This is a genomic window from Sphingomonas sp. AC435, from assembly GCF_979253005.1.
Genome location: NZ_CEEDCJ010000003.1, coordinates 550,289 through 575,598, shown reverse-complemented (window position 1 = coordinate 575,598; position 25,310 = coordinate 550,289). Strand labels below are relative to the sequence as shown.

Below are 25,310 nucleotides of genomic sequence, written 5' to 3'. Positions count from 1 at the left end.
CTCGGTTTCCGTCCGGCGGGCGGGCGGGCGACCGCGCCAGACCCAGCCCCCCTCCCCGCCCGCCGGACGGAAACCGAGTTCTGCCATCAGCCGTTCGAAGGTGGCCGGCTCCAGCCCCATCGACGTGGCGAGCGCGGGATCGGGGGCGAAGAGCTTGCGCCCCTGTCGCGCATCGTGCGCGGCGCGGGCGATGCGTTCGACTAGGTCAACGCGGACGGCCTGTACGCCCAGCGGCCGGAAGCCGGCGGCGAGCGCCGCCGCGGCGTGACCGCGCGGCAATACGGTCGCGCCGATCGGCGGTTCCGGCGGCGCGGCATCGCGGAGACCGAGCAGCACGCGCCGCCAGCGCGCCGGCTCCGGTTTCAGGAGACGCGGGTCGAACAGGTCGAGCGCGCCGAGCGTAATGCCGGCGACTCGTAACCGCCGACGGTCCTCCTGTGTCAGCGCCTCCAGCGGGCCACGCAGCGGCAGGCGCTGGGTCAGCCCGCCAGCCGCTTCGAGCGCGGCGGCGACGGTGCGCAGGGCCGGGCCGGCGGCTGGGTCACGGGCAATCGCATCAAGCGCGGCGAGTGCGGCCGCACGCTTGTGCAGCGACGTGGCAAGCCACTTTTCCAGCCGTTCCGACACGCGGTCGCGGCCGGCGCGATCGAGCACGTCGAGGTCGCGGTCGAGCACCAGCCGCGGGCGGGCCAGCGACACGCCCGCGCACAGCGATGCGACAGCGGTGCCGTTCCAGCGGATCGCCGCATCGTCCAGCGCGAATTGGCCGTCCGCGGCTTCGGCCAATGCCTGCGCACGGCGGGCGCGTTCGGGAACGAGACGCTTTTCCGCCGCCGCGAGCAGCATCCGCCGATCGCCACCGCGGGCACCGGGTTCGACCACGAAGCGAAAACCGTCGAGGCGGCCGATCGGGTGATCCTCCACCGTGACTTCGCCCTCCGCGCCGATCGTCACGGGCAGCGCGCCGGTGTCCGCGCCGATGCGGCGGATGAGCGCGGTGGTGCGCTTGTCGACGAAGCGTTGCGTCAGGCCGGCGTGTAGGCCGTCTGACAACCGCTCTTCGATCGCGCGGGTGCGGTCCGCCCACTCGGCGGGATCGGCGAGCCAGTCGGGACGCTGCGCGATATAGGCCCAGGTACGGACCGCGGCGAGCCGGCCGGCCAGCGTCTCGACATCGCCGGCGATCGTGTCGAGCCGCTGTATCTCGTCGGCGAACCACTGGTGCGGGATGATGCCGCGCCCTTCGCTGAGATGGCCGAACAGCCGCGAGACGAAGCGGGCGTGTGGATCGAGGCCGACCTTGCGGAAATCGGGCACGCCACACGCCGCCCACAGGCGCTTGACCATCGACGGGGTGCGGACGCGGTCGCGCACCCAGCCCTCCTCAGCCAGTCGCTTGAGCACCGCGAGGTCCATCGCCTGCGGCGCGGCGCGCAGCGGCGTACCGGGCGGCGGACGGCGTTCGAGATCGGCGACCAGTGCGTCGATCGAGGAGAGGTCGGGCTGCCCCGCGCGCCAGTAGAGTTCCTCCAGCCGCGGAAAGCGATGTTCCTCGATCGCGAGAATTTCCTCCGGCAGGAACGCCCCCGGCCCCTCCTCCGTCACCGCACCGAACGTGCCGTCGCGCTGGTGACGGCCGGCGCGCCCGGCGATCTGCGCCATTTCGGCGACGGTCAGGCGGCGCTGGCGACGGCCGTCGAACTTGTTGAGCGAGGCGAATGCGACGTGCGCGACGTCCATGTTCAGGCCCATGCCGATCGCATCGGTGGCGACGAGGTAATCGACCTCCCCCGCCTGAAACATCGCGACCTGCGCGTTGCGGGTCCGGGGGCTGAGCGCGCCCATCACCACCGCCGCCCCGCCGCGCAGGCGGCGCAGCATCTCCGCGACGGCGTAGACTTCCTCCGCGCTGAACGCGACGATGGCGGAGCGTTTGGGGAGCCGGCTGATCTTCTTCGCGCCGGCATAGCTGAGCGTCGAGAACCGTGGGCGGGCGACGATCTCCGCGTCCGGCACCAGCGCGCGGACCATCGGGCGCAGCGCTTCCGAGCCGAGGATCATCGTCTCCTCACGCCCGCGCATGTGCAGCAGTCGGTCGGTGAAGACGTGGCCGCGTTCGGGATCGGCGCCGAGTTGCGCCTCGTCCAGCGCGACGAAGGCGGCGTCGTGCGAAGGCATGGACTCCGCGGTACATAGGAACCAGCGCGCGCCCGGGGGCACGATCTTTTCCTCGCCGGTGACGAGCGCGACCTGATGCGCGCCTTTCATCGCGACGACCCGGTCATAGACCTCGCGTGCCAGCAGCCGCAGCGGAAAGCCGATGATGCCGCTGGAGTGCGCGCACATCCGTTCGATCGCGAGGTGCGTCTTGCCCGTATTGGTCGGGCCGAGCACGGCGGTGACGTTCTGAACCGGGGCGGCCATGCCATGCAACATCGGGCCGCAGCGCCGATTTCGCAATGATTTGGTTGCGGATGTCGCGCGATACTGCGCCACCAATCCGTTCCTGCGTTCCGTCGCATTCCCGTGCCGACTCGTCGCAGCAAACGCCGTCGTGCGGCGCGGTTAATTTGACTTTAGGATGTTCGACCCACAACGAATCCTCTCAGCGCCGGGGGGTATCGGCGAGTAACCGAGAGCGTCGCCGGTGTTCCTTCGCAGCGATCATGGTCTGGAACTCGCCGGCGGCACGAGCGCACGGAGCCTGTCGCCGCGCAGCTTCACGGTTCCCGTTCAGCAGGATTGGCGACATCGGGTCGCCGCGATCGACTGGGTGCCCGATCTGGGCGCGCAGATCGGCACGCGCGACTGGTGGCGCGGCGTCGCGACCTGCACGGCCCTGTGCGCCGCGACCTGGGCGCTGTCGCCGGTGTTCGACCGGCCGCTGATCGGCGCGGTGCCCGCGCCGCTCCAGGGCGAGCAGTGGGACGAGGCGCGCGCGCAGGGCATCGCCCCGCTGGCATGGGGTGCCGACACCGGCAAGCGCATGGCGGCGAGCGACCTCGTCGCGCCGCTGGCGCAGGCGCCGGAGAGACCGACGGTGGAGCTGACAACAACGCTCGGCGATGGCGATGCGCTGGACCGGGCGCTGGTGCGCGCGGGGGTCGGTGGCGGCGAGGCCAAGGAGGCGGCGCGGCTGGTCGCGGGCGCAACGTCGCTGAGCGACATCCCGTCGGGCACGCGGCTGGCGCTGACGCTGGGCCGGCGGCCTAGCCGGACGGTGGCGCGACCGCTCGAGACGCTGACCTTCCGCGCCCGCTTCGACCTCTCGCTGACGCTGGCGCGGGCGGGATCGAGCCTGATCCTGAACCGGACGCCGATCGCGGTGGATTCGACGCCGCTGCGCGTGCAGGGGCTGGTCGGGCAGAGCCTGTACCGCTCGGCGCGGGCGGCGGGCATCCCGGCCAAGGCGGTCGAGATGTATATCAAGGCGATAGCGACGCGCGTGTCGATCGGCCGCGACGTGCGCGCCGCCGACAGTTTCGACATGGTCGTCGAGCGTGAACGCGCCGCCACCGGCGAGACGCGGCTGGGCGACCTGATGTTCGCGGGGTTGAACCGCGGCGGCAAGCCCATCCGCCTCGTCCGCTGGACCGCCAATGGTGAGCGCAGCGCCGACTGGTTCGACGCATCGGGTCAGGCGGAAAAGCGCGGCTATGCGGGCATGCCGGTGGCGGGGCGGCTGACGTCCGGGTTCGGGATGCGGATGCACCCGCTGCTGGGCTTCATGAGGATGCACAAGGGGCTGGACATCGCCGCGCCGTATGGATCGCCGATCTATGCCGCGGTCGACGGCGTCGTGCAGTTCGCGGGGCGTAATTCCGGCTACGGCAATTTCGTGAAGCTGGTGCACGCGGGCGGTCTGGCGAGCGGTTATGGTCATATGAGCCGGATCGCGGTGCGGCCGGGCACGCGTGTGCGGCAGGGTCAGGTGATCGGCTATGTCGGGTCGACCGGCATGTCGACGGGACCGCATCTGCACTGGGAGGTCTGGCGGAACGGCCAGACGATCAACCCCCGCGCGCTGTCGTTCACGAGCGTGGCGCGACTGGCGGGCGAGAATCTGCGCGCGTTCAAGCGGCGTGTGGCGTCGTTGCTGGCGGTGACGCCGGGGCGGTAGTTCGGGTTCGGCGGGCTTGGGCGAGCGTTTCGCGCGATGCGTGTCGGAAATGTTGCTGACGCGCGCAACTGCAATCCTCTCCTTGCAGGGGAGGATTGCATGAAGCGATTTGCCTTGGGCTGCCCCTCCGTCACGGCTTCGCCGTGCCACCTCCCCGCGAGCGGGGAGGATCGGGAACGGCTCACTTCCCCTGTGCGCGCCAGCGTTGGATGGTGCGGGCGATGATCTGGTCCTCGCCGCCGACGTTGCGCCAGAGTTGCGAGAACAGCGGGTCGCTGGAGGCGGGGCGGCGGTGTTCCTCCAGCCCGTCGAAGGACACGCGGATAGGGATCGCGACACCTTCGCCGCAGATGATGCACTCGCGGTTGCGCAGCGCCGGGATCGAATCGAGGAATCCGCGCGCGCCCTCCGGCATCGCCGCCCGGACGAAAGCCTGATCGCGTTCGTTGTTGAGGCGCATCGCGATGATCGTGCCGCACTGCGACAGCACCCCCTCTGCGAGATCGGACGGACGCTGCGTGATGAGACCCAGGCTGACGCCGTATTTGCGGCCTTCCTTGGCGATGCGCGCGAGGATGCGACCGACCGAGTTGGTCTGGTCGTTGCCAGCAGGGATGTAGCGGTGCGCCTCCTCGCAGACGAGCAGGATCGGCCGCTGCGGTTCGTTGCGCGACCAGATCGCGAAGTCGAACGTCATGCGGCTGAGCACCGCGACCACGACGGAGGTGATGTCGGACGGCACCCCCGATACGTCGACGATCGAGATCGGCTTGCCGTCGCCGGGCATGCGGAAGATCCGGGCGAGGAAGTTGGCCATCGTGTCGGCGACGAGCATGCCGCTGAACATGAAACCGTAACGCGGGTCGGCGCGAATCTCGTCGATCTTCGACTTGAGGCGCAGGTACGGCGCGGTGTCGCCGGCGCGGTCCATCTTGCCCATTTCCAGCCCGATGAGGTTCGTCAGGTCGGACAGCAGATAGGGGATCGGCGCATCGACGGTCAGCTTCGCGATCTCCTGCCCGATGCGGTTCTTCTGCTTGGCCATCAGCAGGCATTTGGCGAGGATGTCGGCATCGACCTGACGATCGGAGCCGCTGGTGGTCAGGAAGACCTCGCAATGCTCCTCGAAGTTCATCAGCCAGTACGGCATCGCCAGATTGTTGACGTCGTAGATCGCGCCATTGTCCTTGAATGCCGCGGCATATTCGCCGTGCGGGTCGATCATGACGATATGTCCCTGCGGCGCGAGCGCGCAGATGCGGTGGAGGATCAGCGCGGCGGAGGTGGACTTGCCGGTGCCGGTCGAGCCGACCAGCGCGAAATGCTTGCCGAGCATCGCATCGATGTAGAGCGACGCCGGAATGTCCTGCGTCGGGTACACGGTGCCGACCGAGATCGCGGCGCGATCGTCGGCGGCATAGACCTGTCGCAGGTCGGCCGCGGTGACGGGGAACACCTCGCAACCGGGCATGGGATAGCGGGTCACGCCGCGGCGAAAATTGTAGAGCTTCCCGGTCAGGCGCTCCTCGTCGCCCTCCCCCAGAAAGTCGATGTCGGCGGCGATGCAGGTGCCGCTGTTATCCTCCAGCTTCAGCGCGCGAACGTTGGCGACCAGCCACGCAGTGCCGACGCGCATCTTGATCTGGCTGCCGACCTGTCCCGCCGCCGCGGCGATCGGATCGGGATCGAGCGCCAGCGTCTCCAGCAAGGCGCGGTCGAGCAGCACGCGACTGGAGGCGCCGGCGATCGCGAAGACGCAGCCGATCGGCACGAGGGCCGCGTCGGGTGCGGTCATGGCTGCGCTGAATTCGGTCGAACGCGCGAAGGCCGCGGGGCCGGGCATATCGGTCATATCGTGGCGGTGTCCCTGCTTACACGCCGTTCCTGCATGCGTGCGGGTTACCATCGCGTTCATGCCGGACATGGATCGAGGTAACTGTCGCCCTCGGCCGGAGGTAGCGGAGCGGGTTGCGCTTAGAGCCGCCGCGCGACCCAGCCGGCGAGCCAGCCGAGCGATACGGACAGCGACACCGCGACCATACCATAGAGCCACGAGTCGCGATCGGCGGCGCGGGCGACGAAGCGCTCGAAACCTGATTTGCGGATGTCGATGTCGCGCACCGCCGCCGCGACGACGCGGCCGTCGCGGATCAGGAATGTTTCCGCGGTGAACCGCCCCACGGGCACGCGGGCGGGAATGGTGATGCGGGCGCGGTACAGGACGGATTCGCTGATCTCGACCGCCCGTGGTGCCTCCACATACAGGCCGGCGCGCGCCTTCAGGTCGACCAGACCGCGGGTGAAGCGCGCCTGCACGTCGGGCGCAGAGGTCGAGACGGGCGACAATTGCAGGCTGTCGAGCCCGAGTTCGTAGATCGCGCGGGTGCGGTCGTCGACGATCTGGCCGATCGGTCGCGACGAGGCGATCGCGTAGAAGCTAGGTGCGGAGCGGTAGCGCGCGGATTGCGCGTTGACCCAGATACCGGCGACCTTCTCCTTCTCGCGCATTAGCACCGATTGGGTCGGCCCCTTGACCACGACGACGATGTCCGCGGGGCGCTCGCCATCGGGGATGCGGCCGCCCGGATAGAGGATCGCGCCGAACAGCAGCAGGTCGGCACCGGTGAAGCTGTAGACGATCTCGATATCGCGCTGCGATACGTCGGGAACGAGCGTCGGCGCGGCCTGCCCCATCGCCAGCGGCGCGGCGAGCAGCAGCGCGATTCGTGTGCCGACCCGCCGCGTCACGAGACCGTGACCGAAAAGATCTCCTCCGGCCGCCAGACCAGCCCGAGCAGGATGCGGATGCCGACGCCGAGCACCATCAGCGCGAGCGCAAGCCGGAGATATTCGGGCTTCACCTTCGTCGCCAGCCGCGCACCGATCTGCGCACCGGTCACCGATCCGACCAGCAGCAGGCCGGCGAGGACGATGTCGACCGCCTTGGTCGTGGTGGCGTGGACCATCGTCGCGACGGCGGTGACGAACAGCGTCTGGAACAGGCTGGTCCCGACGACGACGCCCGTCGCCATGCCAATGACGTAAATCATCGCCGGCACCAGGATGAAGCCGCCGCCGATCCCGAGCAGGATCGTCAACACCCCGGTCATGAAACCCAGCATCAGCGGCGCGAGCGGAGAGATATAGAGGCCCGACGCATAGAAGCGCGTGCGGAACGGCAGGCTGGCGACGAGCGGGTGGTGGCGGCGCTTCTTGGCGCGCGGCGGTTGGCCACGACGGGACAGGCCGATCGACACCAGCGACTCCTTCGCCATCAGGCCGCCGATCGAACCCAGCATGATGACGTAGACGACGCCGATGACGGTATCGATCTGTCCAAGTTCCTGAAGCCGGCGGAATAGCCACGCACCCGCCATCGTGCCGAGGACGCCGCCACCGACCAGGACGCCGCCCATCTTGAAATCGACGCCGCCGCGGCGGACGTGCGCGAACACGCCCGATACGCTCGCGCCGGTCACCTGGCTGGCGGACGAGGCGGCGGCCACCGTCGGCGGGATGCCGTAGACGATCAGCAAGGGCGTTGTCAGGAAGCCGCCACCGACCCCGAACATGCCCGACAGCAGGCCGACCCCGCCGCCGAGCAGGATCATCACGAGGGCATTCACCGACAGGTTCGCGACGGGCAGATACAGGTCCACGGCCGCCGCCGTAGCGTTTCGACGCTCAGAAGTCGCCACCGATCGACAGCGCCGGGCCGGACCCCGGACGCGCATCGCCGACGATCCGGTGCCGCCAGTCGAGCGTCAGCCGCACGCCGCGATCCGCGATGGGCAGCACCAGCGCCGCAGTCGGGCCGATATCGATGCGGCTCGCGCCCCGCTGCGCGCCGGCCCAGCTGCCGAGACCGAGGTGCAGCCGGGCGACCGGCGTCGTCACGCGCGCAGCGGCATCCGCGAACAGGCCGCGGCCGAGGACACTGCCGGCCTGCCCATAGCCTTCGATCCGAACTCGGGGACCAAAAACGGCGCGGTCGAGGCCGGCGGTCACAAAGGCGGCCGGTCGCGCATCGCCGCCGTCGAGCGGCAGGCGCTGTTCGGCGATCACGTGAATCGGGGCAGCGGTGGGTTGCCAGCCGATGCCGAAAGCGGCCTCTCGCCCGCGGCCGCGCAGGGGAGCGCTGATCCGCGCGGCAAGTGCGATGCGGGCGCGGTCAGCGATGATGTAGGTCGCACGCGCACCGACCTGCGATGCGCCGAGCTGTCCGGTGGCCAGCGTGTCGCTGCGCCCGTCGCGCGCGATACCCCAGATGCCGAGAGCCAGGCGATCGGGTGAATGTGTCGGCGGTGGGAGGTGCGGGGATGCGATGATCGGCGCGGCCGGTCTGACTTCGCCCTCCGACACCACTGCCGACCACTCGACCGGTGTCCGCAGCGGTGCCTCGACGGGAATGGCGATCGCGTCGATCTTGGTGACGGACGACGGGACCACAGCTCGCAGCGATCGATCCAGCGCACGTGGGGTCGGACGTGGCGCACGGATCACACGGTCGAGCGCCGTAAATCGCAACGGTAGAAACGAGGTCATTTCGGCTGACGGACGGGTCCTCTCCGCGAGGATCGGAGTCGGCGATGGGCCCTCCGGCCACCAGGCGACCAACCTGATGGTGACCCACACCAGCAGGACTGCGCCGAGGAACCGCAAGGGTCGTCCGGTCATGACCGCTCCGGCGCGTCCGTTTCGGGGAAGGCGTGAACCGTCTTGTCCCACGTCGGTCGCACACCACGCAGCGTCAGCAGATACCGGCCGAGCGCGCGCCGTGCCGCGCGTATCGCCACGACATTGCCGACGATCAGGCGCGGTACGGACCACAGGCTTTCGCGCCAGCCATAGGCGCGCGCGGTCAGGACCGTACGCATCAGGCAGCGCCAGCCGAGCAGGCCCGCGTTGATCGTGAGCAGTTCATCAAGCACGTCGCCGGTCGCCGGCACCGGAATACCGTGCGCCCAATGCACCAACGCGGCAGCCGCCCAGAGCACCAGCGCCAGATAGGAAGCGGCGAGCACCAGCACCGCCAGCGGGGCGCTGCGATCCTTCATCCGCATCCAGTGATCGGCGAGGGCGCCGGCGCGGCTCCACCCCGTGCGGTCCCAGCCCGATAGCGCGATGCCGCACATCCACCGCGCCTTTTGCCGGACGGCTGCCGTCAACGTGTCGGGGAAGTAGGATCGTACCGCGACGACGCTGCCCTCCCCATCCCCCACGCGAGCGAAGATGCCACTTTCGCCGAGCCGCGCGATGGCGAGGCCGAGCTCATAGTCCTCGACCATACACGCCGGGTCGAACGGATCGCCGCCGCGTCGCGCCGCGAGCCGCGCGAGCAGGTCGGGTCGGATCGCGCAGCCGGTGCCGGCGAGCGGCAGGCCGGCCCCCAGCGCCGCGCGAACGACCAAGCCCTTCAGGTGCGACTCGGCGAACTCATCCACATAGTGACCCGAAACGAGGCGCGATCCGCTGCGAACCAGCGGGAGCACGGGAATCTGTACGACGGCGTAGCGCTCGATGAGCGCGTCGAAGACGGTGAGTTCGGCGGCGTGGACGAGGTCCTCCGCATCGTGGAAAACGATGGCCTTCGGCATGTGCGGGCCAGCAGCGAGATCGCGCCACAGCGTGTTCAGGCAGTCGGCCTTGCTGGTCGGGCCGGGGCGCGTGCCTATTACCAGTCGTACCCGAGGGTCGTGCGTCGCGATCGTACGCGCAACCGAGATCGTGGCGGCGTCATTGGGATAGAGCCCGACATGGATGGCGAAATCGGCATGGCGGTAACGACGAAGCGCCGCCGTCAGCATATGGCCGATCACCGCGGCTTCGTCCCAGGCGGGCACGAACACGACGATGCGGCCCGGTTGTGTGGCGGGAGGTAGTGTCGCCAACCTCAACCGCGCAGGACCGCCCCGCCACGCACGGCGGACGAGGAATATGGCATCGACCAGCAGGTCGTCGATGCCACCGATCAGCAGCCCGACGGCGGCGAACAGCGCCACTTCCCTGGCGATCAGATCAATACCGTCCAAAGCCTGCTTCATCCTTTCAGACGAAGAGGTAGCTTTGACCTGTGAAACTTACATTAGCAGACACGCTCGCAGAACCAAATCTGCGACGGCGCGTTCAACCGTCGATCCCCCTCCCTTTCGGGATCGGTGCCGGTCCAAGCACGGCCCGGCCGCGCCGTCGCGTAACACGCGGCGCGGCCAAACCGGTTTCAGCGATTTGGATATTACGGGCCGGTGCGACCGCCGCCGGCACCGCCCGCTCCGCCGGGTCCGCCACCTGCGGCGCCGACCGTACCGATGTTGCCGAACAGATCCTCGAAGAAGCCGCGCTGGCGACCCAGCGTCGGCGTGGTCTTCCCGTAGGGATCGATCGAGGCGACCTGATCGATACCGGTACGCCGAATCGCGGTCACCGTACCCGCCTGGTCGAAGCTGATCTGGAGGGCGATCTGCGACTTGGCCTTGGGCGACTGGAAGCCATAGTTCCGGCTGTCCCGCGCGATATAATACCAGTCGCCGGTGCCGAACTGGCCCGACACCGTGGGCTTGCCCAGCACCTGCTGCACCGAGGCGCGGGTGTCGACGCCCGGCTGCACCGAGTTCACCAGATCGACGTCCACGACATAGCCCTGATGCGAGCGAAGCGGCGCGCAGGCCCCGGCGGCGAGGCCGGAGGCCAGGATCGCGGCGGCCAGGATGATCGGGCGGGACATGGACGGACAACTCCTCGCGGGGCACGCAGGTTACACGCGGCGCAGGTCGCACGCCGAACGGCCCGCCCGCGATTGCTTCGGCCGCCAATCGCCCCGATATGCGAGGAGTGGGCGGCGCACAAGCCGCCGGGCAGAGTTGGGGACGAGACGAGTGGGTTGGTTGGCAAAGGTCGGCGCAGTGCTGGGCGGCGGCACGCGGGACGAGGCATTACCGCTCTACAACGCGGTGGTCGCCCGTGCGCGGCAGCCGCACTGGTATGTCGAGGGCGCGGTGCCGGACACCGTCGACGGCCGGTTCGACACGATCGCGGCGGTGCTGTCGATGGTGCTGATCCGGCTGGAGCGTGAGCCCGCCGGCGCCGAACCCTCCGCGCGGCTGACCGAGCGGTTCGTGGACGACATGGATGCCCAGCTTCGCCAGATCGGGATCGGCGACATCACCGTCGGCAAGCATATCGGCAAGATGATGGCCGCGCTCGGCGGGCGACTGGGCGCGTATCGCGACACGGTGGCCGGGCCGCAGTTCGAGGAGGCGCTGGTCCGCAACCTGTATCGCGGCGAGGCCCCTGCCCCGGCCGCGCTGGCGCATGTCACGTTCGAACTGCGCGCGCTGCTCGATGGGCTGGGCGACGTGCCGATCGAGCGGATGCTGGCGGGAGAGTTGGCGTGAACCCCGAATGGAGCCGACCGGAGCGGCTCGACACGATCGGCGAAGGTGATCGCACGATCGCGATCGAGGCGAACGAACCCGAGCGCAGGAAGCTGGCCGGCCGGTTCGGGCTGGTGTCGGTCGATCGCCTGCAGGCCAAGTTCGTGGTCAAGCGAACCGCCGCAGGCATCGAGGCGAAAGGCCGCGTCACTGGCGCGGTTGTGCAGGCCTGCGCGATTACCGACGAGCCTCTGTCGGTCGCGATCGACGAGCCGGTGGCGCTGCTGTTCGTGGAGGGCGACACGTCGGAGGACGAGGTCGAATTGAGCGGCGACGCACTCGACACGGTCGAGATCGAGGGCAATGCGATCGATCTGGGGGAGGCCGCGGCCGAGACGATGGCGCTGGCGCTCGACCCCTTCCCCCGCGGGCCGAATGCGGCGGCGGCGTTGAAGGCGGCTGGCGTGATCGGCGAGGACGAAGCGAAGCCGCTCAGCCCATTGGCGGCCGGATTGATGGCGAAGCTGAAGGAGCGTGGCTGAGGGTCGTCTGTCGAGCGGCATAGCGACGGCGGCGTTGGAAGCACCGGGCTGGTTTCATCCCGCGACTCGCCTCGGCGCGCCAAGATGTCCGTTCGCCGCAGCGCCCGCGAAAGGCCATTCCACGGACGCGCGTGCCGGATAAGGATCATGTCCGGCGGTGCGGGACGTTTTGAATACGATGTGCTTTTTTCGGGCTGCGGCTCTGGTTCTTCTGGTCGGTACGACGCTGACGGCATGCGGCTCCGGTTCGCGGCTGGGCAATAGCGGGCTGACACCGGCGCGGCCCGAGCAACCGGTAGTATCGATCCCGGTGCCGCCGCCCGCGCCCCGCCCCGTGAGCACCGCACCCCGCGCGCTCCAGGCCGCGGTCGACTCGTTGATCCGTGGATTCGACGGCCGCGCCGGCGCGGCCGTGCGCGCGGTCGATGATGGCTGGACGGTGGAGGCGGGCGGACGTCAGCGCCTGCCGCAGCAATCCGTCTCGAAGCTCTGGGTGGCGATGACGCTGCTCGATCTGCGCGATCAGGGTCGGGCAAGGCTCGACGAGCCGATCACCGTGCTGCCGACCGACCTGACGCTGTTCCACCAGCCTATCGCGTATCTGGTTGCGAAGACCGGCCGGTTCGACACCACGGTCGGGGGGCTGCTGACGCGGGCGCTGACGCAGAGCGACAACACGGCCAACGACCGGCTGCTGACCTTCGTCGGCGGGCCTTCGGCGGTGCGGGCGATGATCCAGCGCAAGCGGCTGGGGGATATTCGGTTCGGTCCCGGCGAGCGGATGTTGCAGGCGGGCACCGCCGGTCTCGTCTGGCAGCCCGGCTATGCGATCGGCAACGCGTTCCAGATCGCCCGGTCGCGCCTGTCGCCGGAGGCACGCACGGCGGCGCTCGATCGCTATATCGGCGATCCGCCCGATGGTGCCGCGCCGCTGGCGATCGCCGATGCGCTGGCGCGACTGGCGCGCGGCGAGATCCTGTCGGAAACGTCGACGCGGATCATGCTCGACACGATGGGTGCGTCGATCACCGGTCGCGCGCGCCTGCGCGCCGCGATCCCGCCGGGGTGGAAGATCAGCCACAAGACCGGCACCGGGCAGGATTACGGACGGCGCAACGCCGGGTTCAACGATGTCGGCCTGCTGACCGCGCCGGACGGACGCCGTTACGCGCTGGCAGTGATGATAGGCGATACGGTGCGGCCCATCCGGGAGCGGCAGCAGCTGATCCAGGCCGTCGCGGCGGCGGTGACGACGTTCGCGAATACGTCGCCGGTCACGGGCGCGTCGGGAGCGACGCCGCTGGCACACTGAGGGTGCGGGAACGCTTGGTCCCGTCCGGCTAAGCCGCTACATCGGCGGCGATGCCCCATCTCTATCTCGTCGACGGCTCCGGCTATATCTTTCGCGCCTATCACCGGCTGCCGCCGCTGACCAACGTCCACGGCGAACCCGTGGGCGCGGTCTATGGCTATACGACGATGTTGTGGCGGCTGGCCGACGAGGTCCATGCCGCGGACGGTCCGACCCACATGGCGGTCATTCTCGACAAATCGTCCAAGACGTTTCGCAACGAACTCTACGACAACTATAAGGCGCATCGGCCGCCGCCGCCCGAAGACCTCGTGCCGCAGTTCCCCATGATCCGCGACGCGACCCGCGCCTTCTCGTTGCCGTGCATCGAAACCGAAGGGCTGGAGGCGGACGATATCATCGCCTGTTATGCCAAGGCGGCGCTGGCACAGGGCTGGGCGGTGACGATCGTCAGCTCCGACAAGGATCTGATGCAGCTGATAGAGCCGGGGCTCGACCTGTACGACACGATGAACAATCGGCGGCTGGGGCCGGAGCATGTCGCGGAGAAATTCCACGGCATCGTTCCTTCGCAGCTCGGCGACGTTCTCGCCCTGATGGGCGACAGCGTCGACAACGTTCCGGGCGTGCCGGGGGTCGGGCCGAAAACGGCGGCGAAGCTGATCCTGGAGCATGGCGACCTCGAGTCCGTGCTTGCGGCCGCGGAGGGGATGAAGAAGGGGAAGCTGCGCGACAATCTGATCGAGCATGCCGACATGGCGCGGCTGAGCCGGCAACTGGTCGAGTTACGCTGCGACGTGGCGTTGCCCGAGCCTCTGGAGGATCTGGCGCTGAAGGGTATTCCGGACGCGCCGCTCCGCGCCTTCCTGGAGCATCACGGCTTCAAGTCGCTGCTGACCAAGCTCGGCGGCAGCGCCGGCGTGGCCGATGCGCCGGTCCCCGCCCCGGCCAGCGTGCCGATGGAAGAGGATCCTGCCTGCGACCACGACGCGTACGAGACGGTGGTGGACGAGGCGGCGCTGGATCGCTGGATCGCGGTCGCGCGGCATCAGGGCTGGACCGCGATCGACACGGAGACGACGGGGACCGACGCCACGCAGGCCGATCTGGTCGGCGTGTCGCTGGCGCTGCATCCGAACCTCGCCTGTTATATTCCGCTGGGACATGGTGGCAGCGACTTGCTGTCGGAGGTGCCGGTGCAGCTGGACCGAAGCGTCGCGCTCGCGAAGCTGAAGGAGCTGTTCGAGGACCCGTCGGTCCTGAAGATCGGGCATAACCTGAAGTTCGACATGATCGTGCTCGGGCTATGTGCGGAGGTAGGGGGCATCGCCGTCGCACCGCATGACGATACGATCGTGATGAGCTTCGACCTCGACGCCGGACTGCACGGGCACGGGATGGACGAACTGGCGGCGACGCACCTGTCGCATAGCTGCATCGCGTTCAAGGACGTGGTCGGCACGGGCAAGACGCAGCGCGGCTTCCACGAGGTCGATCTGAAAGCCGCCACCCGGTACGCCGCCGAGGATGCGGACGTGACGTACCGGTTATGGAAGCGCTTCAAGGCACGGTTGCCGGCGGAAGGCGCGACGCGCGTCTACGAGATGGTCGACCGGCCGCTGGTGCCGGTCATCGCCCGGATGGAGACGCACGGCATCCGCGTCGACCGCGAGAGACTGGCGGCGCTGTCGTCGGAGTTCACCGGCCAGATCGCGGCGCTGGAGACTGAGGTCCACGCGATGGCCGGCGGGCCGTTCACGATCGGCAGCCCCAAGCAACTGGGCGACGTGCTGTTCGAACGGCTGGGCCTGAAGGGCGGACGCAAGGGCAAGTCCGGCGTGTATTCGACCGATGTCACCGAACTCGAACGCCTCCAGCGCGAGGGCGGCGAAGGCGCGGAGATCGTCGGCAAGGTGCTCGACTGGCGGCAGCTGACGAAGCTGAAGAACACCTATACCGACGCGTTGCAGCAGCAGATCAACCCGAAGACGGGCCGCGTCCATACTTCGTACAGCCTGACCGGGGCGCAGACCGGGAGGCTGTCCTCGACGGAACCGAATCTGCAGAACATTCCGATCCGCACCGAGGTCGGGCGGCAGATCCGCGACGCATTCGTGGCGGAGCCGGGCAACGTCATCCTCGCGGCCGATTACTCGCAGATCGAGTTGCGGCTGGCGGCGCATATGGCGGATGTGCCGGCGCTGCGCGATGCGTTCGCTAACGGCGACGACATCCATTCGCTGACCGCGACCGAGCTGTTCGGGGAGGTCAATCGCGACACGCGGTCCCGTGCGAAGACGATCAACTTCGCGATCCTGTACGGTATCAGCCGCTGGGGTTTGGCGGGGCGGTTGCAGGTGACCGCGGACGAAGCGCAGGCGATGATCGACCGCTATTTCGAGCGGTTTCCGGGCATCAACCGCTACATCGCGGAAACACTGACACAGGTGCGCGAGCGTGGCTTCACCGAGACGCTGTTCGGCCGCAAGACTCACTTCCCCCGGATCAAGTCCAAGGTGCAGCACGAACGCCAGGGGGCGGAGCGCGCCGCGATCAACGCGCCCATCCAGGGCACGTCCGCAGACATCATCAAGCGCGCGATGGTGCGGATGGAGCCGGCCTTGGCCGCCGCCGGGCTCGGCCATGTCCGGATGCTGTTGCAGGTGCACGACGAACTGGTGTTCGAATTGCCGCCTGCCGACGTGGAGGCGGCGAGTGCGGTGATCCGCAGCGTGATGGAAAACGCCGCGACCCCAGCGGTGACCCTGACGGTCCCGTTGGGCGTGGAGATCGGCACGGGTGCGAGTTGGGGGGCGGCGCATTGATCGCGTCCTCACTCCTCCCCGCCCGATGAGCGATTCCAGGGATATCGATGCACTCGCCAAGGGGGGCCGGACGAACATCGCCGGCTTCATCCTGCGGCTGCTGGCGCGCATCCCGTTCCTGTTCATCGCCGGGCGCTTCTACGGTCCCGAGCTTGTCGGGCGTTTCGCGATCGCGGTTGTCGTGGTGGAACTGGCGGCACTGCTTGCAACGCTGGGGTTGAAGCGTGGGCTGGCGCAGGCGTTGAGCGAGGCGGACCGGCCGCATGCGCATGTCGTGTGGGACGGCATGGCGCTGGCGTTCTTCCTGTCGATCACCGCCAGCCTCGTGCTGTGGACCTTCCCGCAATTACTCTATCCGAACACGCCGATCACGGGTCTGGACCGGTGGCTGTCGCTGATCGTCGTCGCGATCGCATGGTCGGACGTGAGCCTCGCGGCGCTCGCCTATCGCCTGAACGTCAAGGCGGCGGTGACGGCGCGGGCGGTGGTGGAGCCGTGGACGATCTCGGTGGCGGCGTACGTCTTTTCGTTCTTCACCATCCGCGACGGGCTGGTCCTGTCCTACGTCGCGTCGATGACGGCCGCGCTGGCGGCGAGCATCGTGCCGTTCCTGCGCAGCTATGGCCTGCCGCACGGCTGGCGACCGCAGTTGCGACGCCTCGGCGGGCTGGTGCGGGCCAACGCGCCGTTGGCGGGGGCGGATGCGCTGGAATGGGGATCGCGCAACGTCGACCGCTTCATCCTCGGCCTGCTGTTCGCGCCGTCGATCGTCGGCATCTACTACATGGCGCAACAGGTGAGCAGCCTGCCGCAGAAGCTGAAGACCAGCTTCGATCCCGTGCTCGGTCCGGTCATCACGCGGGCTCTTGCCGAGAACGACCGTGCCGCGATCGCCCGGCAGGTGCGGCAGGTGGCGTTCTGGATCATGGCGGCGCAGGGGCTGCTGGCACTGATGGGGTCGATCCCGGGCGAGGCGGTGATGGGCATCGTCGGGCCGCAGTTCGTGGCGGGCACCGCGGCGCTGGCGTTCCTGCTCGTTGGAGAGGTATTCGCGTCGACCGGCGCGGTCTGCGAGTCGGCATTGGTCTATACCGCGCGGCACCGGAACCTGCTGATCTCCGGCGTGATGCTGGGCTTTCAGGTCGCGCTGTCGTTCGCGCTGGTGGCGGGCATGCGCTCGCTGGGCTGGCCGACGACATGGCAGGCGGCGGGACCGGCGATGGCGCTGATGACCAGTCTGGGCCTGACGTCGGTCATCAAGGCAGGGCTGTTGCGGCACATTCTGGGCGCGGCGGTGTCGCCGCTGCGGTGGCCGCTGGTCTGGGCGGTTGCGGCGGCCGGAGCGGTGGGGGCGGCGTTCACCGCCCTGCCGAAGGAGATGGAGTGGGCGGAACTGCTGATCGGCGAGCCCGCGATCGCCGCGACCTACCTGTTCGTGCTGTGGCGCTATGCGTTCGGGCCGGCGGACCGAGCATTGTTCGGCAGCGTGCCGAAGGCGGAGGAGGCGACCCTGCCGAATGTGGGGGCGCCGGTCCGGTGATGGGGTACGCTTCGCCGTTAGCGAAATGGCCAAGGTTCCACCCTACCCCAACCCTCCCTGAAGGGGAGGGAGAAGACGATTACCGCTCGCGCGTGGCGGCGAACTTCACCTTGGAATAGCGGTCGGCGATGTAGCCGACCTCCCACGCGCTCTTGGCGAGGAAGACGGGGTTGCCGTCGCGGTCCTTGGCCATCGCGCTGCGGTTGAGGTCGGTAAAGTCCTTGAGATCGGATGCTTCTACCGCGGATACCCAGCGGGCCGTTTCGAACGGAGCGGGTTCCAGTCCGGCTGCGACCTTATACTCCGCATCGAGCCGCGACAGCAGCACTTCGAGCTGAAGCTGGCCGACGACGCCGATGATCCAGTTCGAACCGATCTCCGGGTAGAAAACCTGCGTCACGCCCTCTTCGGCCATGTCGTCCAGCGCCTTGCGTAGCTGCTTGGTCTTGGTCGGGTCCTTCAGGACGACGCGGCGCAGGATTTCGGGGGCGAAGTTCGGCAGGCCGGTGAAACGCACGTCGGCGCGTTCGGACAGCGTGTCGCCGACGCGCAGCGTGCCGTGGTTGGGGATGCCGATGATGTCGCCGGGAAACGCCTCGTCCGCGAGTTCGCGGTTCTGCGCGAAGAACAGGATCGGCGAATGGATCGCGAGCGGCTTGCCGCTGCCCGACGGGGTCAGCTTCATGCCGCGCTTGAAGGTGCCCGAACACAGCCGCATGAACGCAATGCGGTCGCGGTGGTTGGGGTCCATGTTCGCCTGCACCTTGAACACGAAGCCGGTGACTTCCGGGTTGTCGGGCGCGACCGGAGCCGGCTCGGCCGGCTGGGTGCGCGGTGGCGGCGCGTGCTCGGCGAGCGCACCGATCAGCTCGGCGATGCCGAAGTCCTTGAGCGCGGAGCCGAAATAGACCGGCGTCAGATCGCCGTTGCGATAGGCCTCTGCGTCGAACTCGGCATAGCCGGCCTGCGCCAGCTCGATCTCTTCGGTCCAGCGTTCGGACAGGACAGGCGCGTCCTCGGTCTTGCCGAGAAAGGCGCGGCTGTCGCCTTCGGGGCGGCTGATGCGGTTGGTCGTCAGGTCCAGCACGCCCTCGAACTCGCCGCCCATGCCGACCGGCCAGCTCATCGGGCAGACATCCAGCGCGAGCATGTCGGCGATCTCGTCGAGCAACTCGAAGATCGGGCGGCCTTCGCGATCGACCTTGTTGACGAAGGTGATGATCGGCACGCTCCGCAGGCGGCACACCTCGAACAGCTTTCGCGTCTGCGGCTCTATGCCCTTCGCCGCGTCGATCACCATGACAGCCGAATCGACGGCGGTCAGCGTGCGGTAGGTGTCCTCCGAAAAGTCTTCGTGGCCCGGCGTGTCGAGCAGGTTGAAGGTGATGCCCTCACGCTCAAACGTCATCACGGACGAGGTGACGGAGATGCCGCGCTGCTGTTCGATCTTCATCCAGTCCGACCGGGCGCGCCGGTTCTGGCCGCGGGCCTTCACCTCGCCGGCCAAGTGGATGGCGCCGCCGAAATAGAGCAGCTTTTCGGTCAGCGTCGTCTTGCCCGCGTCGGGGTGAGAAATGATCGCGAAGGTACGGCGGGGGGAGGACATTTTCAGAATCCGAGGCGCGAAAGGTTAGGCTAAGGTTAGTCCAATGCGACGTTTCGACTGCCGGCGCAGGCAGGCGTGGTGCGACGTCGCGATGGGTTCGCGAGCGCCCTATCGCAGATCAGGCGGCTGTAGGACAGGGCCGCGGGCTATGGCACCAGCGTGACGCTCATCGTCATGACCTTGGTATCGCCGGGAGCGACCTCGAACACACCCGGCTTGTCCTTGTATTCGCCGGCGAAACCGGCGGGATCGGCGATGCCGTGCCACGGTTCGACGCAGACGAACGATGCGCCGGGCATCGTCCAGATACCGAGCCGCGGCGTCTCCGGAAAGGCGATGCGCAGATGCGGACCGGTAGCGGCTCCATAAGCGACCGACCCGGACGCGACCGGGTTCCAGACCAGCGCATCGTCGGCGAACAGCGCATCGGCGAGGTGGAGCGTGCGACCGTCGAGCGGACTGGGCCGCGGTTCGGCGGCGATCAGGCCGTCCGGGGTGATCGCAGCGAGATCGGGCGCCTCGTCGCGGTCGAAGGCGATGCGGTGGTCGGCGCGGGGCTGATCGAAGGGAAGCGGCCATGCGAAGGCTGGGTGGAAGCCGAACTGGGCCAGAAGCGGCGTGTCGGCGGGATTGGTGACGCGCGCTTCCGTGGTGAGTGTCGCACCGTCGAGGCGGAATTCGACATCGAGCCGGAAGACGAAGGGGTAAGCGGCGCGGGTTTCCGGCGTGTCGGTCAGCGTGAAGACGACATGCGACGGGCCTTGATCGCTGACGGCGAAGGTCAGGTCGCGGGCGAAGCCGTGCTTGGGCATCGGATAGTCGGTGCCGTCGACCCGGATCGTGCCGTGCGCGGTCTTGCCGATCGCGGGGAACAGCAGCGGTGCGTGGCGTGGCCAGAACGCCGGATCGGCGGCGGTCATCAGCTCGCGGTTGTCCGCGTCGCGCAGGTGGGTGAGTTCCGCGCCGTGCGGGTTGATCGCGGCGGACAGGTGGTCGTTGGCGATCTCGATCATGTCAGTATGCTCCAAGCGTCCTCACCCTTCCGTCGCTGCGCTCCTCCCTCCCTCTCCCAAACGGAGAGGGACAGGACGCTTCCTCACCCGCGCAGGCTCGCCCCCGATTTCGCGGCCGCGGCCACGACCTTGTCGGCCACAGCTTTCAGGTCGGCATCGGTGAAGCTCTTGTCGCCCGGTTGCAGTACGACCTCCACCGCGACCGATTTCTCGCCGTCGCGTTCGAACACGTCGAAGACGCGGGCGGCGACGATCGCGGCCTTGTCCGCACCACGGACGGCGCGGATCAGGCTGTCGGCGGTCAGCGTCGGCGGTACGAGGAACGCAAAGTCGCGACGCACCGGCTGGAGCGCGGGCGGCGCATAGGCCGGGCGCATGAAGCCGGAGCCGCGCTTGACGGGGAGTGCGTCGAGATAGAGTTCAACGCCGGCGACCGCGCCGTCGAGGTCGAACGCCTTGAGCAGGGCGGGATGCAGCATCCCGAACCGCGCGAGGATTGTCTTCGGCCCGAGGCGCAGCGTGCCCGACTGGCCGGGATGCCATGCGGCCCCCGCCTCCCCCATCACCTGAAGATTGTCGACCGGTGCGCCGGCGGCGGCGAGCAGCGCCAGCGCCTCCGCCTTGGCATCATAGGCGTCGAACGCTCCGGCCTTGCCCGTCCGCCAGCCGCGGGTCAAACGATCGCCGGCCAGCACGACACCGAGCGTCGGATGCTCGCCCGCGGCCAGATAGCGGCGACCGATCTCGAACAGGCGCACCGTGCCGGCGCCGCGGCGGAGGTTGCGTTCCGTGGCCGACAGGATGCCGGGCAACAGTGAGGGACGCATCACCTTCAGCTCCTCGCTGATCGGGTTGGCGAGCGTCCAGTCGCCGCCGCCGAACGGCGCGGCCTGCGCGGTGGAGATGAAGCTCCACGTTACCGCCTCGTCGAGCCCGCGCGCCGCGGCGGCGCGGCGGACACGGCGTTCCAGCTTCTGTTCGGGCGTGGCGGTGGGCGTGGCGACGCCGGGCGTTCGCGGCAGCGGCACCGGCGCGACCTTGTCGATCCCCTCGATCCGGATGACTTCCTCGACGATGTCGGCGGGGCCGTCCACGTCGCGACGCCATGTGGGTGGCGTCACCTGCCAGTCGTCGCCGACGGTGAAGCCGAGCGATTCGAGGATGCTACGCTGGCGGGCGGGATCGATCGCGAGGCCGCCGAGCGTCTCCGCCAGGGCCGGATCATACGTGTACGTGCGGGTGCCAAGCGGCGCTTCGCCAGCGCGCGTGACGGTGCTGGCGGTGCCGCCGCACAGGTCGAGCACCAGCCGTGTCGCGATGGCGAGACCGTCGCCGAGGAAGGCGGGATCGACCCCACGCTCGAACCGCTGGCGCGCGTCGGAGGTCAGCATCAGCGCCTGACCGGTGCGCGCGATCGCGTCGGGATCGAAGAAGGCGCATTCGATGACGACGTCCGTGGTGTCGTGCGACACGCCCGAATGCTCGCCGCCCATGATGCCGCCGATGTCGTGAACCGCCACGTCGTCGGCGATGACGGTCATGCCCTCCGACAGCGTGTACGTCTTGCCGTTGAGCGCGACGACCTGTTCGCCCGCGCGCGCCGGGCGTGCGACGAGGGCACCGGACAGCTTCGCGCGGTCGTAGACGTGCAAGGGGCGACCGAGATCGATCATCACGTAATTGGTGATGTCGACCAGCGCGCTGATCGGCTTCTGGCCGATCGCGGTCAGGCGGCGGCGCATCCAGTCGGGGGACTCGCCGTTGACGACGCCGGCCACGCCCTGCGCGAAGAAGGCGGGGCAGCCCGGCGCGTAGGTGCGGACATCCGGGCCGGGGCCGTCGCCGGGGATGCCGGGCACGGTCAGCGGCCTGAGCGTGCCCAGTCCGACCGCGGCGAGATCGCGGGCGATGCCGCGGACGCCCATGCAATCCTGACGATTGGGGGTGATCGACACGTCGATGACGGGATCGGTCAGGCCGGCATAATCGGCATAGCTTTCGCCCACCGGAGCGTCGGCGGGCAGTTCGATGATACCGTCATGACCCTCCCCGATCTCCAACTCGCGCGCAGAGCACATCATGCCGTTCGACTCGACGCCGCGGATGGCGGCGACCTTGAGCGTGATGCCGGCACCGGGAACGTGCGTACCGGGGGCGCCGAACACGCCGATCAGGCCGGCGCGCGCATTGGGTGCGCCGCAGACGACCTGAAGCGGGCCGTCGCCGGCATCGACCGACAGCACCTGCAGCTTGTCCGCCTGCGGATGGCGTTCGGCGCTGAGGATGCGGGCGACGCGGAACGGCGCGAGCGTGTCGCCGGGATTGTGGACGCCCTCCACCTCCAGCCCGACGCGGGTCAGCGCGTCGACCACCTGATCGAGCGTGGCGTCGGTGTCGAGATGCTCGCGGAGCCAGCCGAGCGTGAACTTCATGCGCCGACTCCTCCGGACAGCGTGGGAACGTCGAGCGCGGAGAAGCCGTAATGCTTCAGCCATCGGATATCGCCGTCGAAAAAGGCGCGGAGGTCGTCCATGCCGTATTTGAGCATCGCCAGCCGGTCGATGCCGCAACCGAACGCGAAACCCTGCCACTCGGCGGGGTCGAGGCCGCAGGCTTCGATCACCTTGGGGTGGACCATGCCGCTGCCGAGCACTTCGAGCCAGCCGCCGTCCTTGTCGTCGCCGGAGCCGCCGATGACGCGCTTGCCCTTCACGAGCGAATAGCCGACGTCGATCTCCGCCGAGGGTTCGGTGAAGGGGAAGTAGCTGGGGCGCAGGCGCAGGACGATGTCGTCGCGCTCGAAGAACGCCTTCAAGAACGTCTCCAGCGTCCATTTCAGGTGACCGAGCGTGATGCCCTTGTCGATGACGAGGCCCTCGACCTGATGGAACATCGGCGTGTGGGTGGCGTCGCTGTCGGAGCGATAGGTGCGGCCGGGTGCGATGATGCGGATCGGCGGCTTCTGCGACAGCATCGTGCGGATTTGCACCGGGGAAGTGTGGGTGCGCAGAACCGAGATCGTCTCGCGCTCGTCTGCCAGGCCGAGATGCTTCAACGCCTGAGCACCTTCCAAATAGAAGGTATCGTGCATGGCGCGGGCGGGATGCGTCTCTGGAATATTGAGGGCGGAGAAGTTGTGCCAGTCCGTCTCCATTTCCGGTCCGGTGGCTACGGCGAAGCCGAGGTCGGCGAAGATTTCCGCCAGTTCGTCCATGACCTGGCTGACGGGGTGGATCGTGCCGGACAGCGGCGCATCCGCGGGCAGCGTCATGTCCTGCGTCTCGCTGGCGAGGCGGGCGTCGAGCGCGAGCGCCTCCAATGCGGCCTTGCGGTCGGCAATCGCCGTGGTCACCGCTTCACGCAGAGACTGGATGCGCGGTCCTTCGACCTGTCGTTGTTCCGGGCTCATGCCGCCCAGCGTCTTGAGCAACTGCGTGATCCGGCCCTGCTTGCCGAGCGCGTCGACGCGCACCGCGTCGAGCGCGTCCAGCCCGGCGGAGGCGGCGACGGCGGCGAGCATGGTGTCGCGCATGGGGTCGAGTTCGGTCATCTGGTTCATCCCGGCCACCCTGCGCGCGCGACGACGGGTCGGCGACAGGATCGGCGTTAAACGTACAAAGCAATCGGTCCTGACGGCGCCTCTACCGGCGTCGGCCGCAAACGAAAAGGGCGCCGGTGTCGCCACCAGCGCCCCTTCGGGATCGATCGCGGGCGATCAGGCGATCGCGGCGACATCCCGGCGGCGCTGGCGCAGCGAGCCACCGATAAAGCCAAAGCCCAGGATCATCAGACCCCAGGTCGCTGGCTCCGGCACCGCGCCGGACACGGCGACGTTGTCGAGGATCGGACCGAATGCGGTGTTCGTGGTCGAGAGGAAGGACAGCGTGGTCGACGTGCCGGACGCGACGAACGAGTAGGTGAAGCTGGTGTAATCGATGTTCGGCCGCGTGCTGGCGGGCGCGGAGAAGCTGCCGAGCACACCACCTGTCGCGAGCACGTCGAGTGTTTTCGTCGCCGGGCCGCTGTCGCCGTTGCCGCCGAGATCGAACGACACCGTGTAGGCACGGCCCGCGACGGTGTCGAAGGTCTGCGAGATGCTGCCGGCGACGCCACCCGACATGTCGATGCTACGGACGCCGTTCGAGGCATTCCAGTAGTTGCCGACATAATCGATCGAGCCGCTGTCGATGGACCAGCCGGCGATCGCCGTGGAGCCCGCCTCAAGCTGCGTGAACGCGCCCGGATCGAAGTTCGCGGTTTCGAAGCTGCCGTTGGTGAATGCCTGCGCATCGGCGACGGCGGGCAAAGCGACGGTCGTGGCCAGAGCCAACAGAAAAGCCTTCATGACATCATCCCCTCTTCACATGACGTCGGCCAAAACGGGCGAGTTCATGCCGTGATCTTAACGGCGTATTTACCGGATCGCGGGATATTTCACAATTGCAGGTGCGGCCAGCCCAAGTCACTGACCTTACAAGATAACTGCTGGCACGAGTCCTGAAACGAGACGGGGGCGGAGCGTCGTTCACGCTCCGCCCCCGTCGATGTCGTGCGAGTCGCGAGCGGTACCGCAGGGCACCGTCCGCGATCCGGATCAGGCCGCGGCCTGCTCCGGCAGAGCAGCCTTCGCCTGCGCGATGATGGCGCTGAACGCAGCCTCTTCGTGCATGGCGATGTCGGCCAGGACCTTCCGGTCGAGTTCGATGCCCGCCAGCTTCAGGCCGTGCATGAACTGCGAATAGGTCAGACCCTCGGCGCGGACGCCGGCGTTGATGCGCTGGATCCACAGACCACGGAAGGTCCGCTTCTTAACCTTGCGGTCGCGATACGCATACTGGCCGGCCTTTTCGACGGCCTGACGCGCGATGCGGATCGTGTTCTTGCGACGGCCATAATAGCCCTTCGCCTGTTCCAGGATATTCTTGTGCTTGGCGCGGGTGGTTACACCCCGTTTGACGCGTGCCATTCTCTAAATCCTT

The 25,310-nt window shown here is 68.3% G+C and carries 19 protein-coding genes; 6 read left to right on the top strand and 13 right to left on the bottom strand.

Annotated features, from left to right (window positions below; all coding sequences use genetic code 11):
- On the bottom strand, window positions 1-2,424 hold a 2,424-nt coding region (locus AC0CH8_RS09075; RefSeq protein ID WP_465239584.1), incomplete at its 3' end, for a helicase-related protein.
- A 223-nt stretch (window positions 2,425-2,647) separates the two neighbouring features.
- On the opposite strand from AC0CH8_RS09075, the gene AC0CH8_RS09070 reads away from it, so the two are divergent.
- A complete protein-coding gene (locus AC0CH8_RS09070; RefSeq protein WP_465239583.1) occupies window positions 2,648-4,120 on the top strand; it encodes a peptidoglycan DD-metalloendopeptidase family protein in 1,473 nt (490 codons plus the stop codon).
- 181 nt (window positions 4,121-4,301) lie between these two features.
- Here the strand turns inward: AC0CH8_RS09070 and AC0CH8_RS09065 are convergent, their stop codons facing one another.
- The 6 genes from AC0CH8_RS09065 to AC0CH8_RS09040 form a co-directional block, all read right to left on the bottom strand.
- On the bottom strand, window positions 4,302-5,972 hold the full coding sequence (locus tag AC0CH8_RS09065; RefSeq protein ID WP_204198393.1) for an ATP-binding protein: 1,671 nt from the start codon (window positions 5,970-5,972) through the stop codon (window positions 4,302-4,304).
- 122 nt (window positions 5,973-6,094) lie between these two features.
- Window positions 6,095-6,814 (bottom strand): TIGR02186 family protein, encoded by a 720-nt coding sequence (locus AC0CH8_RS09060; RefSeq protein WP_239474404.1) that lies wholly within the window; start codon window positions 6,812-6,814, stop codon window positions 6,095-6,097.
- A gap of 50 nt (window positions 6,815-6,864) precedes the next feature.
- Window positions 6,865-7,779 carry a TSUP family transporter gene (locus AC0CH8_RS09055; protein WP_204198364.1) on the bottom strand — a complete coding sequence of 305 codons (915 nt, stop codon included), beginning with the start codon at window positions 7,777-7,779 and terminating at the stop codon, window positions 6,865-6,867.
- 25 nt (window positions 7,780-7,804) lie between these two features.
- A complete protein-coding gene (locus AC0CH8_RS09050) occupies window positions 7,805-8,569 on the bottom strand; it encodes a hypothetical protein (RefSeq protein WP_465239582.1) in 765 nt (254 codons plus the stop codon).
- A gap of 224 nt (window positions 8,570-8,793) precedes the next feature.
- The gene (locus AC0CH8_RS09045) at window positions 8,794-10,164 is read right to left on the bottom strand and encodes a glycosyl transferase family protein (protein WP_465239581.1); all 1,371 of its coding nucleotides are present in this window, start codon (window positions 10,162-10,164) and stop codon (window positions 8,794-8,796) included.
- Window positions 10,165-10,355: 191 nt separating this feature from the next.
- Entirely contained in the window at window positions 10,356-10,844 is a 489-nt protein-coding gene (locus AC0CH8_RS09040) for an outer membrane protein assembly factor BamE (RefSeq protein WP_204197995.1), read from the bottom strand.
- 151 nt (window positions 10,845-10,995) lie between these two features.
- On the opposite strand from AC0CH8_RS09040, the gene AC0CH8_RS09035 reads away from it, so the two are divergent.
- The 5 genes from AC0CH8_RS09035 to AC0CH8_RS09015 all read left to right on the top strand — a co-directional run bounded on the left by AC0CH8_RS09035 (window position 10,996) and on the right by AC0CH8_RS09015 (window position 17,712).
- Window positions 10,996-11,514 carry a ubiquinol-cytochrome C chaperone family protein gene (locus tag AC0CH8_RS09035; protein WP_465239580.1) on the top strand — a complete coding sequence of 173 codons (519 nt, stop codon included), beginning with the start codon at window positions 10,996-10,998 and terminating at the stop codon, window positions 11,512-11,514.
- Entirely contained in the window at window positions 11,511-12,035 is a 525-nt protein-coding gene (locus AC0CH8_RS09030) for a YceD family protein (protein ID WP_204197987.1), read from the top strand. Before AC0CH8_RS09035 ends, AC0CH8_RS09030 begins: the two co-directional genes overlap by 4 nt.
- Before the next feature lie 178 nt (window positions 12,036-12,213).
- Window positions 12,214-13,347: a serine hydrolase gene (locus AC0CH8_RS09025; protein WP_465239600.1), complete on the top strand. Its 1,134-nt coding sequence runs from the start codon at window positions 12,214-12,216 to the stop codon at window positions 13,345-13,347.
- Window positions 13,348-13,397: 50 nt separating this feature from the next.
- On the top strand, window positions 13,398-16,172 hold the full coding sequence (gene polA / locus AC0CH8_RS09020) for a DNA polymerase I (RefSeq protein ID WP_465239579.1): 2,775 nt from the start codon (window positions 13,398-13,400) through the stop codon (window positions 16,170-16,172).
- A gap of 25 nt (window positions 16,173-16,197) precedes the next feature.
- Entirely contained in the window at window positions 16,198-17,712 is a 1,515-nt protein-coding gene (locus AC0CH8_RS09015; protein WP_465239578.1) for a lipopolysaccharide biosynthesis protein, read from the top strand.
- A 79-nt stretch (window positions 17,713-17,791) separates the two neighbouring features.
- Here the strand turns inward: AC0CH8_RS09015 and AC0CH8_RS09010 are convergent, their stop codons facing one another.
- From AC0CH8_RS09010 to rplT, 6 genes are all read right to left on the bottom strand, one after another.
- A complete protein-coding gene (locus AC0CH8_RS09010) occupies window positions 17,792-19,318 on the bottom strand; it encodes a peptide chain release factor 3 (protein ID WP_465239577.1) in 1,527 nt (508 codons plus the stop codon).
- Between the two features lie 146 nt (window positions 19,319-19,464).
- The gene (locus AC0CH8_RS09005) at window positions 19,465-20,331 is read right to left on the bottom strand and encodes an aldose 1-epimerase family protein (protein WP_465239576.1); all 867 of its coding nucleotides are present in this window, start codon (window positions 20,329-20,331) and stop codon (window positions 19,465-19,467) included.
- An 83-nt stretch (window positions 20,332-20,414) separates the two neighbouring features.
- Entirely contained in the window at window positions 20,415-22,763 is a 2,349-nt protein-coding gene (pheT, locus tag AC0CH8_RS09000) for a phenylalanine--tRNA ligase subunit beta (protein ID WP_465239575.1), read from the bottom strand.
- The gene (gene pheS / locus AC0CH8_RS08995; RefSeq protein WP_465239574.1) at window positions 22,760-23,881 is read right to left on the bottom strand and encodes a phenylalanine--tRNA ligase subunit alpha; all 1,122 of its coding nucleotides are present in this window, start codon (window positions 23,879-23,881) and stop codon (window positions 22,760-22,762) included. The genes pheT and pheS overlap by 4 nt, the downstream gene beginning before the upstream one ends.
- A gap of 165 nt (window positions 23,882-24,046) precedes the next feature.
- Window positions 24,047-24,676 carry a choice-of-anchor C family protein gene (locus tag AC0CH8_RS08990; protein ID WP_465239573.1) on the bottom strand — a complete coding sequence of 210 codons (630 nt, stop codon included), beginning with the start codon at window positions 24,674-24,676 and terminating at the stop codon, window positions 24,047-24,049.
- A 249-nt stretch (window positions 24,677-24,925) separates the two neighbouring features.
- Entirely contained in the window at window positions 24,926-25,297 is a 372-nt protein-coding gene (gene rplT / locus AC0CH8_RS08985; protein WP_204197937.1) for a 50S ribosomal protein L20, read from the bottom strand.
- Between the last annotated feature and the right edge of the window lie 13 nt (window positions 25,298-25,310).

Bases quoted from the DNA above. Each gene is read 5' to 3' on its own strand.
- AC0CH8_RS09025 (WP_465239600.1), top strand. From the start codon at position 12,214: ATGTGCTTTTTTCGGGCTGCGGCTCTGGTTCTTCTGGTCGGTACGACG.
- AC0CH8_RS09005 (WP_465239576.1), bottom strand. From the start codon at position 20,331: ATGATCGAGATCGCCAACGACCACCTGTCCGCCGCGATCAACCCGCAC.
- AC0CH8_RS09015 (WP_465239578.1), top strand. From the start codon at position 16,198: ATGAGCGATTCCAGGGATATCGATGCACTCGCCAAGGGGGGCCGGACG.
- AC0CH8_RS09060 (WP_239474404.1), bottom strand. From the start codon at position 6,814: ATGGGGCAGGCCGCGCCGACGCTCGTTCCCGACGTATCGCAGCGCGAT.
- AC0CH8_RS09010 (WP_465239577.1), bottom strand. From the start codon at position 19,318: ATGTCCTCCCCCCGCCGTACCTTCGCGATCATTTCTCACCCCGACGCG.
- rplT (WP_204197937.1), bottom strand. From the start codon at position 25,297: ATGGCACGCGTCAAACGGGGTGTAACCACCCGCGCCAAGCACAAGAAT.
- AC0CH8_RS09065 (WP_204198393.1), bottom strand. From the start codon at position 5,972: ATGACCGATATGCCCGGCCCCGCGGCCTTCGCGCGTTCGACCGAATTC.
- AC0CH8_RS08990 (WP_465239573.1), bottom strand. From the start codon at position 24,676: ATGAAGGCTTTTCTGTTGGCTCTGGCCACGACCGTCGCTTTGCCCGCC.
- pheT (WP_465239575.1), bottom strand. From the start codon at position 22,763: ATGAAGTTCACGCTCGGCTGGCTCCGCGAGCATCTCGACACCGACGCC.
- pheS (WP_465239574.1), bottom strand. From the start codon at position 23,881: ATGACCGAACTCGACCCCATGCGCGACACCATGCTCGCCGCCGTCGCC.
- AC0CH8_RS09040 (WP_204197995.1), bottom strand. From the start codon at position 10,844: ATGTCCCGCCCGATCATCCTGGCCGCCGCGATCCTGGCCTCCGGCCTC.
- AC0CH8_RS09045 (WP_465239581.1), bottom strand. From the start codon at position 10,164: ATGAAGCAGGCTTTGGACGGTATTGATCTGATCGCCAGGGAAGTGGCG.
- polA (WP_465239579.1), top strand. From the start codon at position 13,398: ATGCCCCATCTCTATCTCGTCGACGGCTCCGGCTATATCTTTCGCGCC.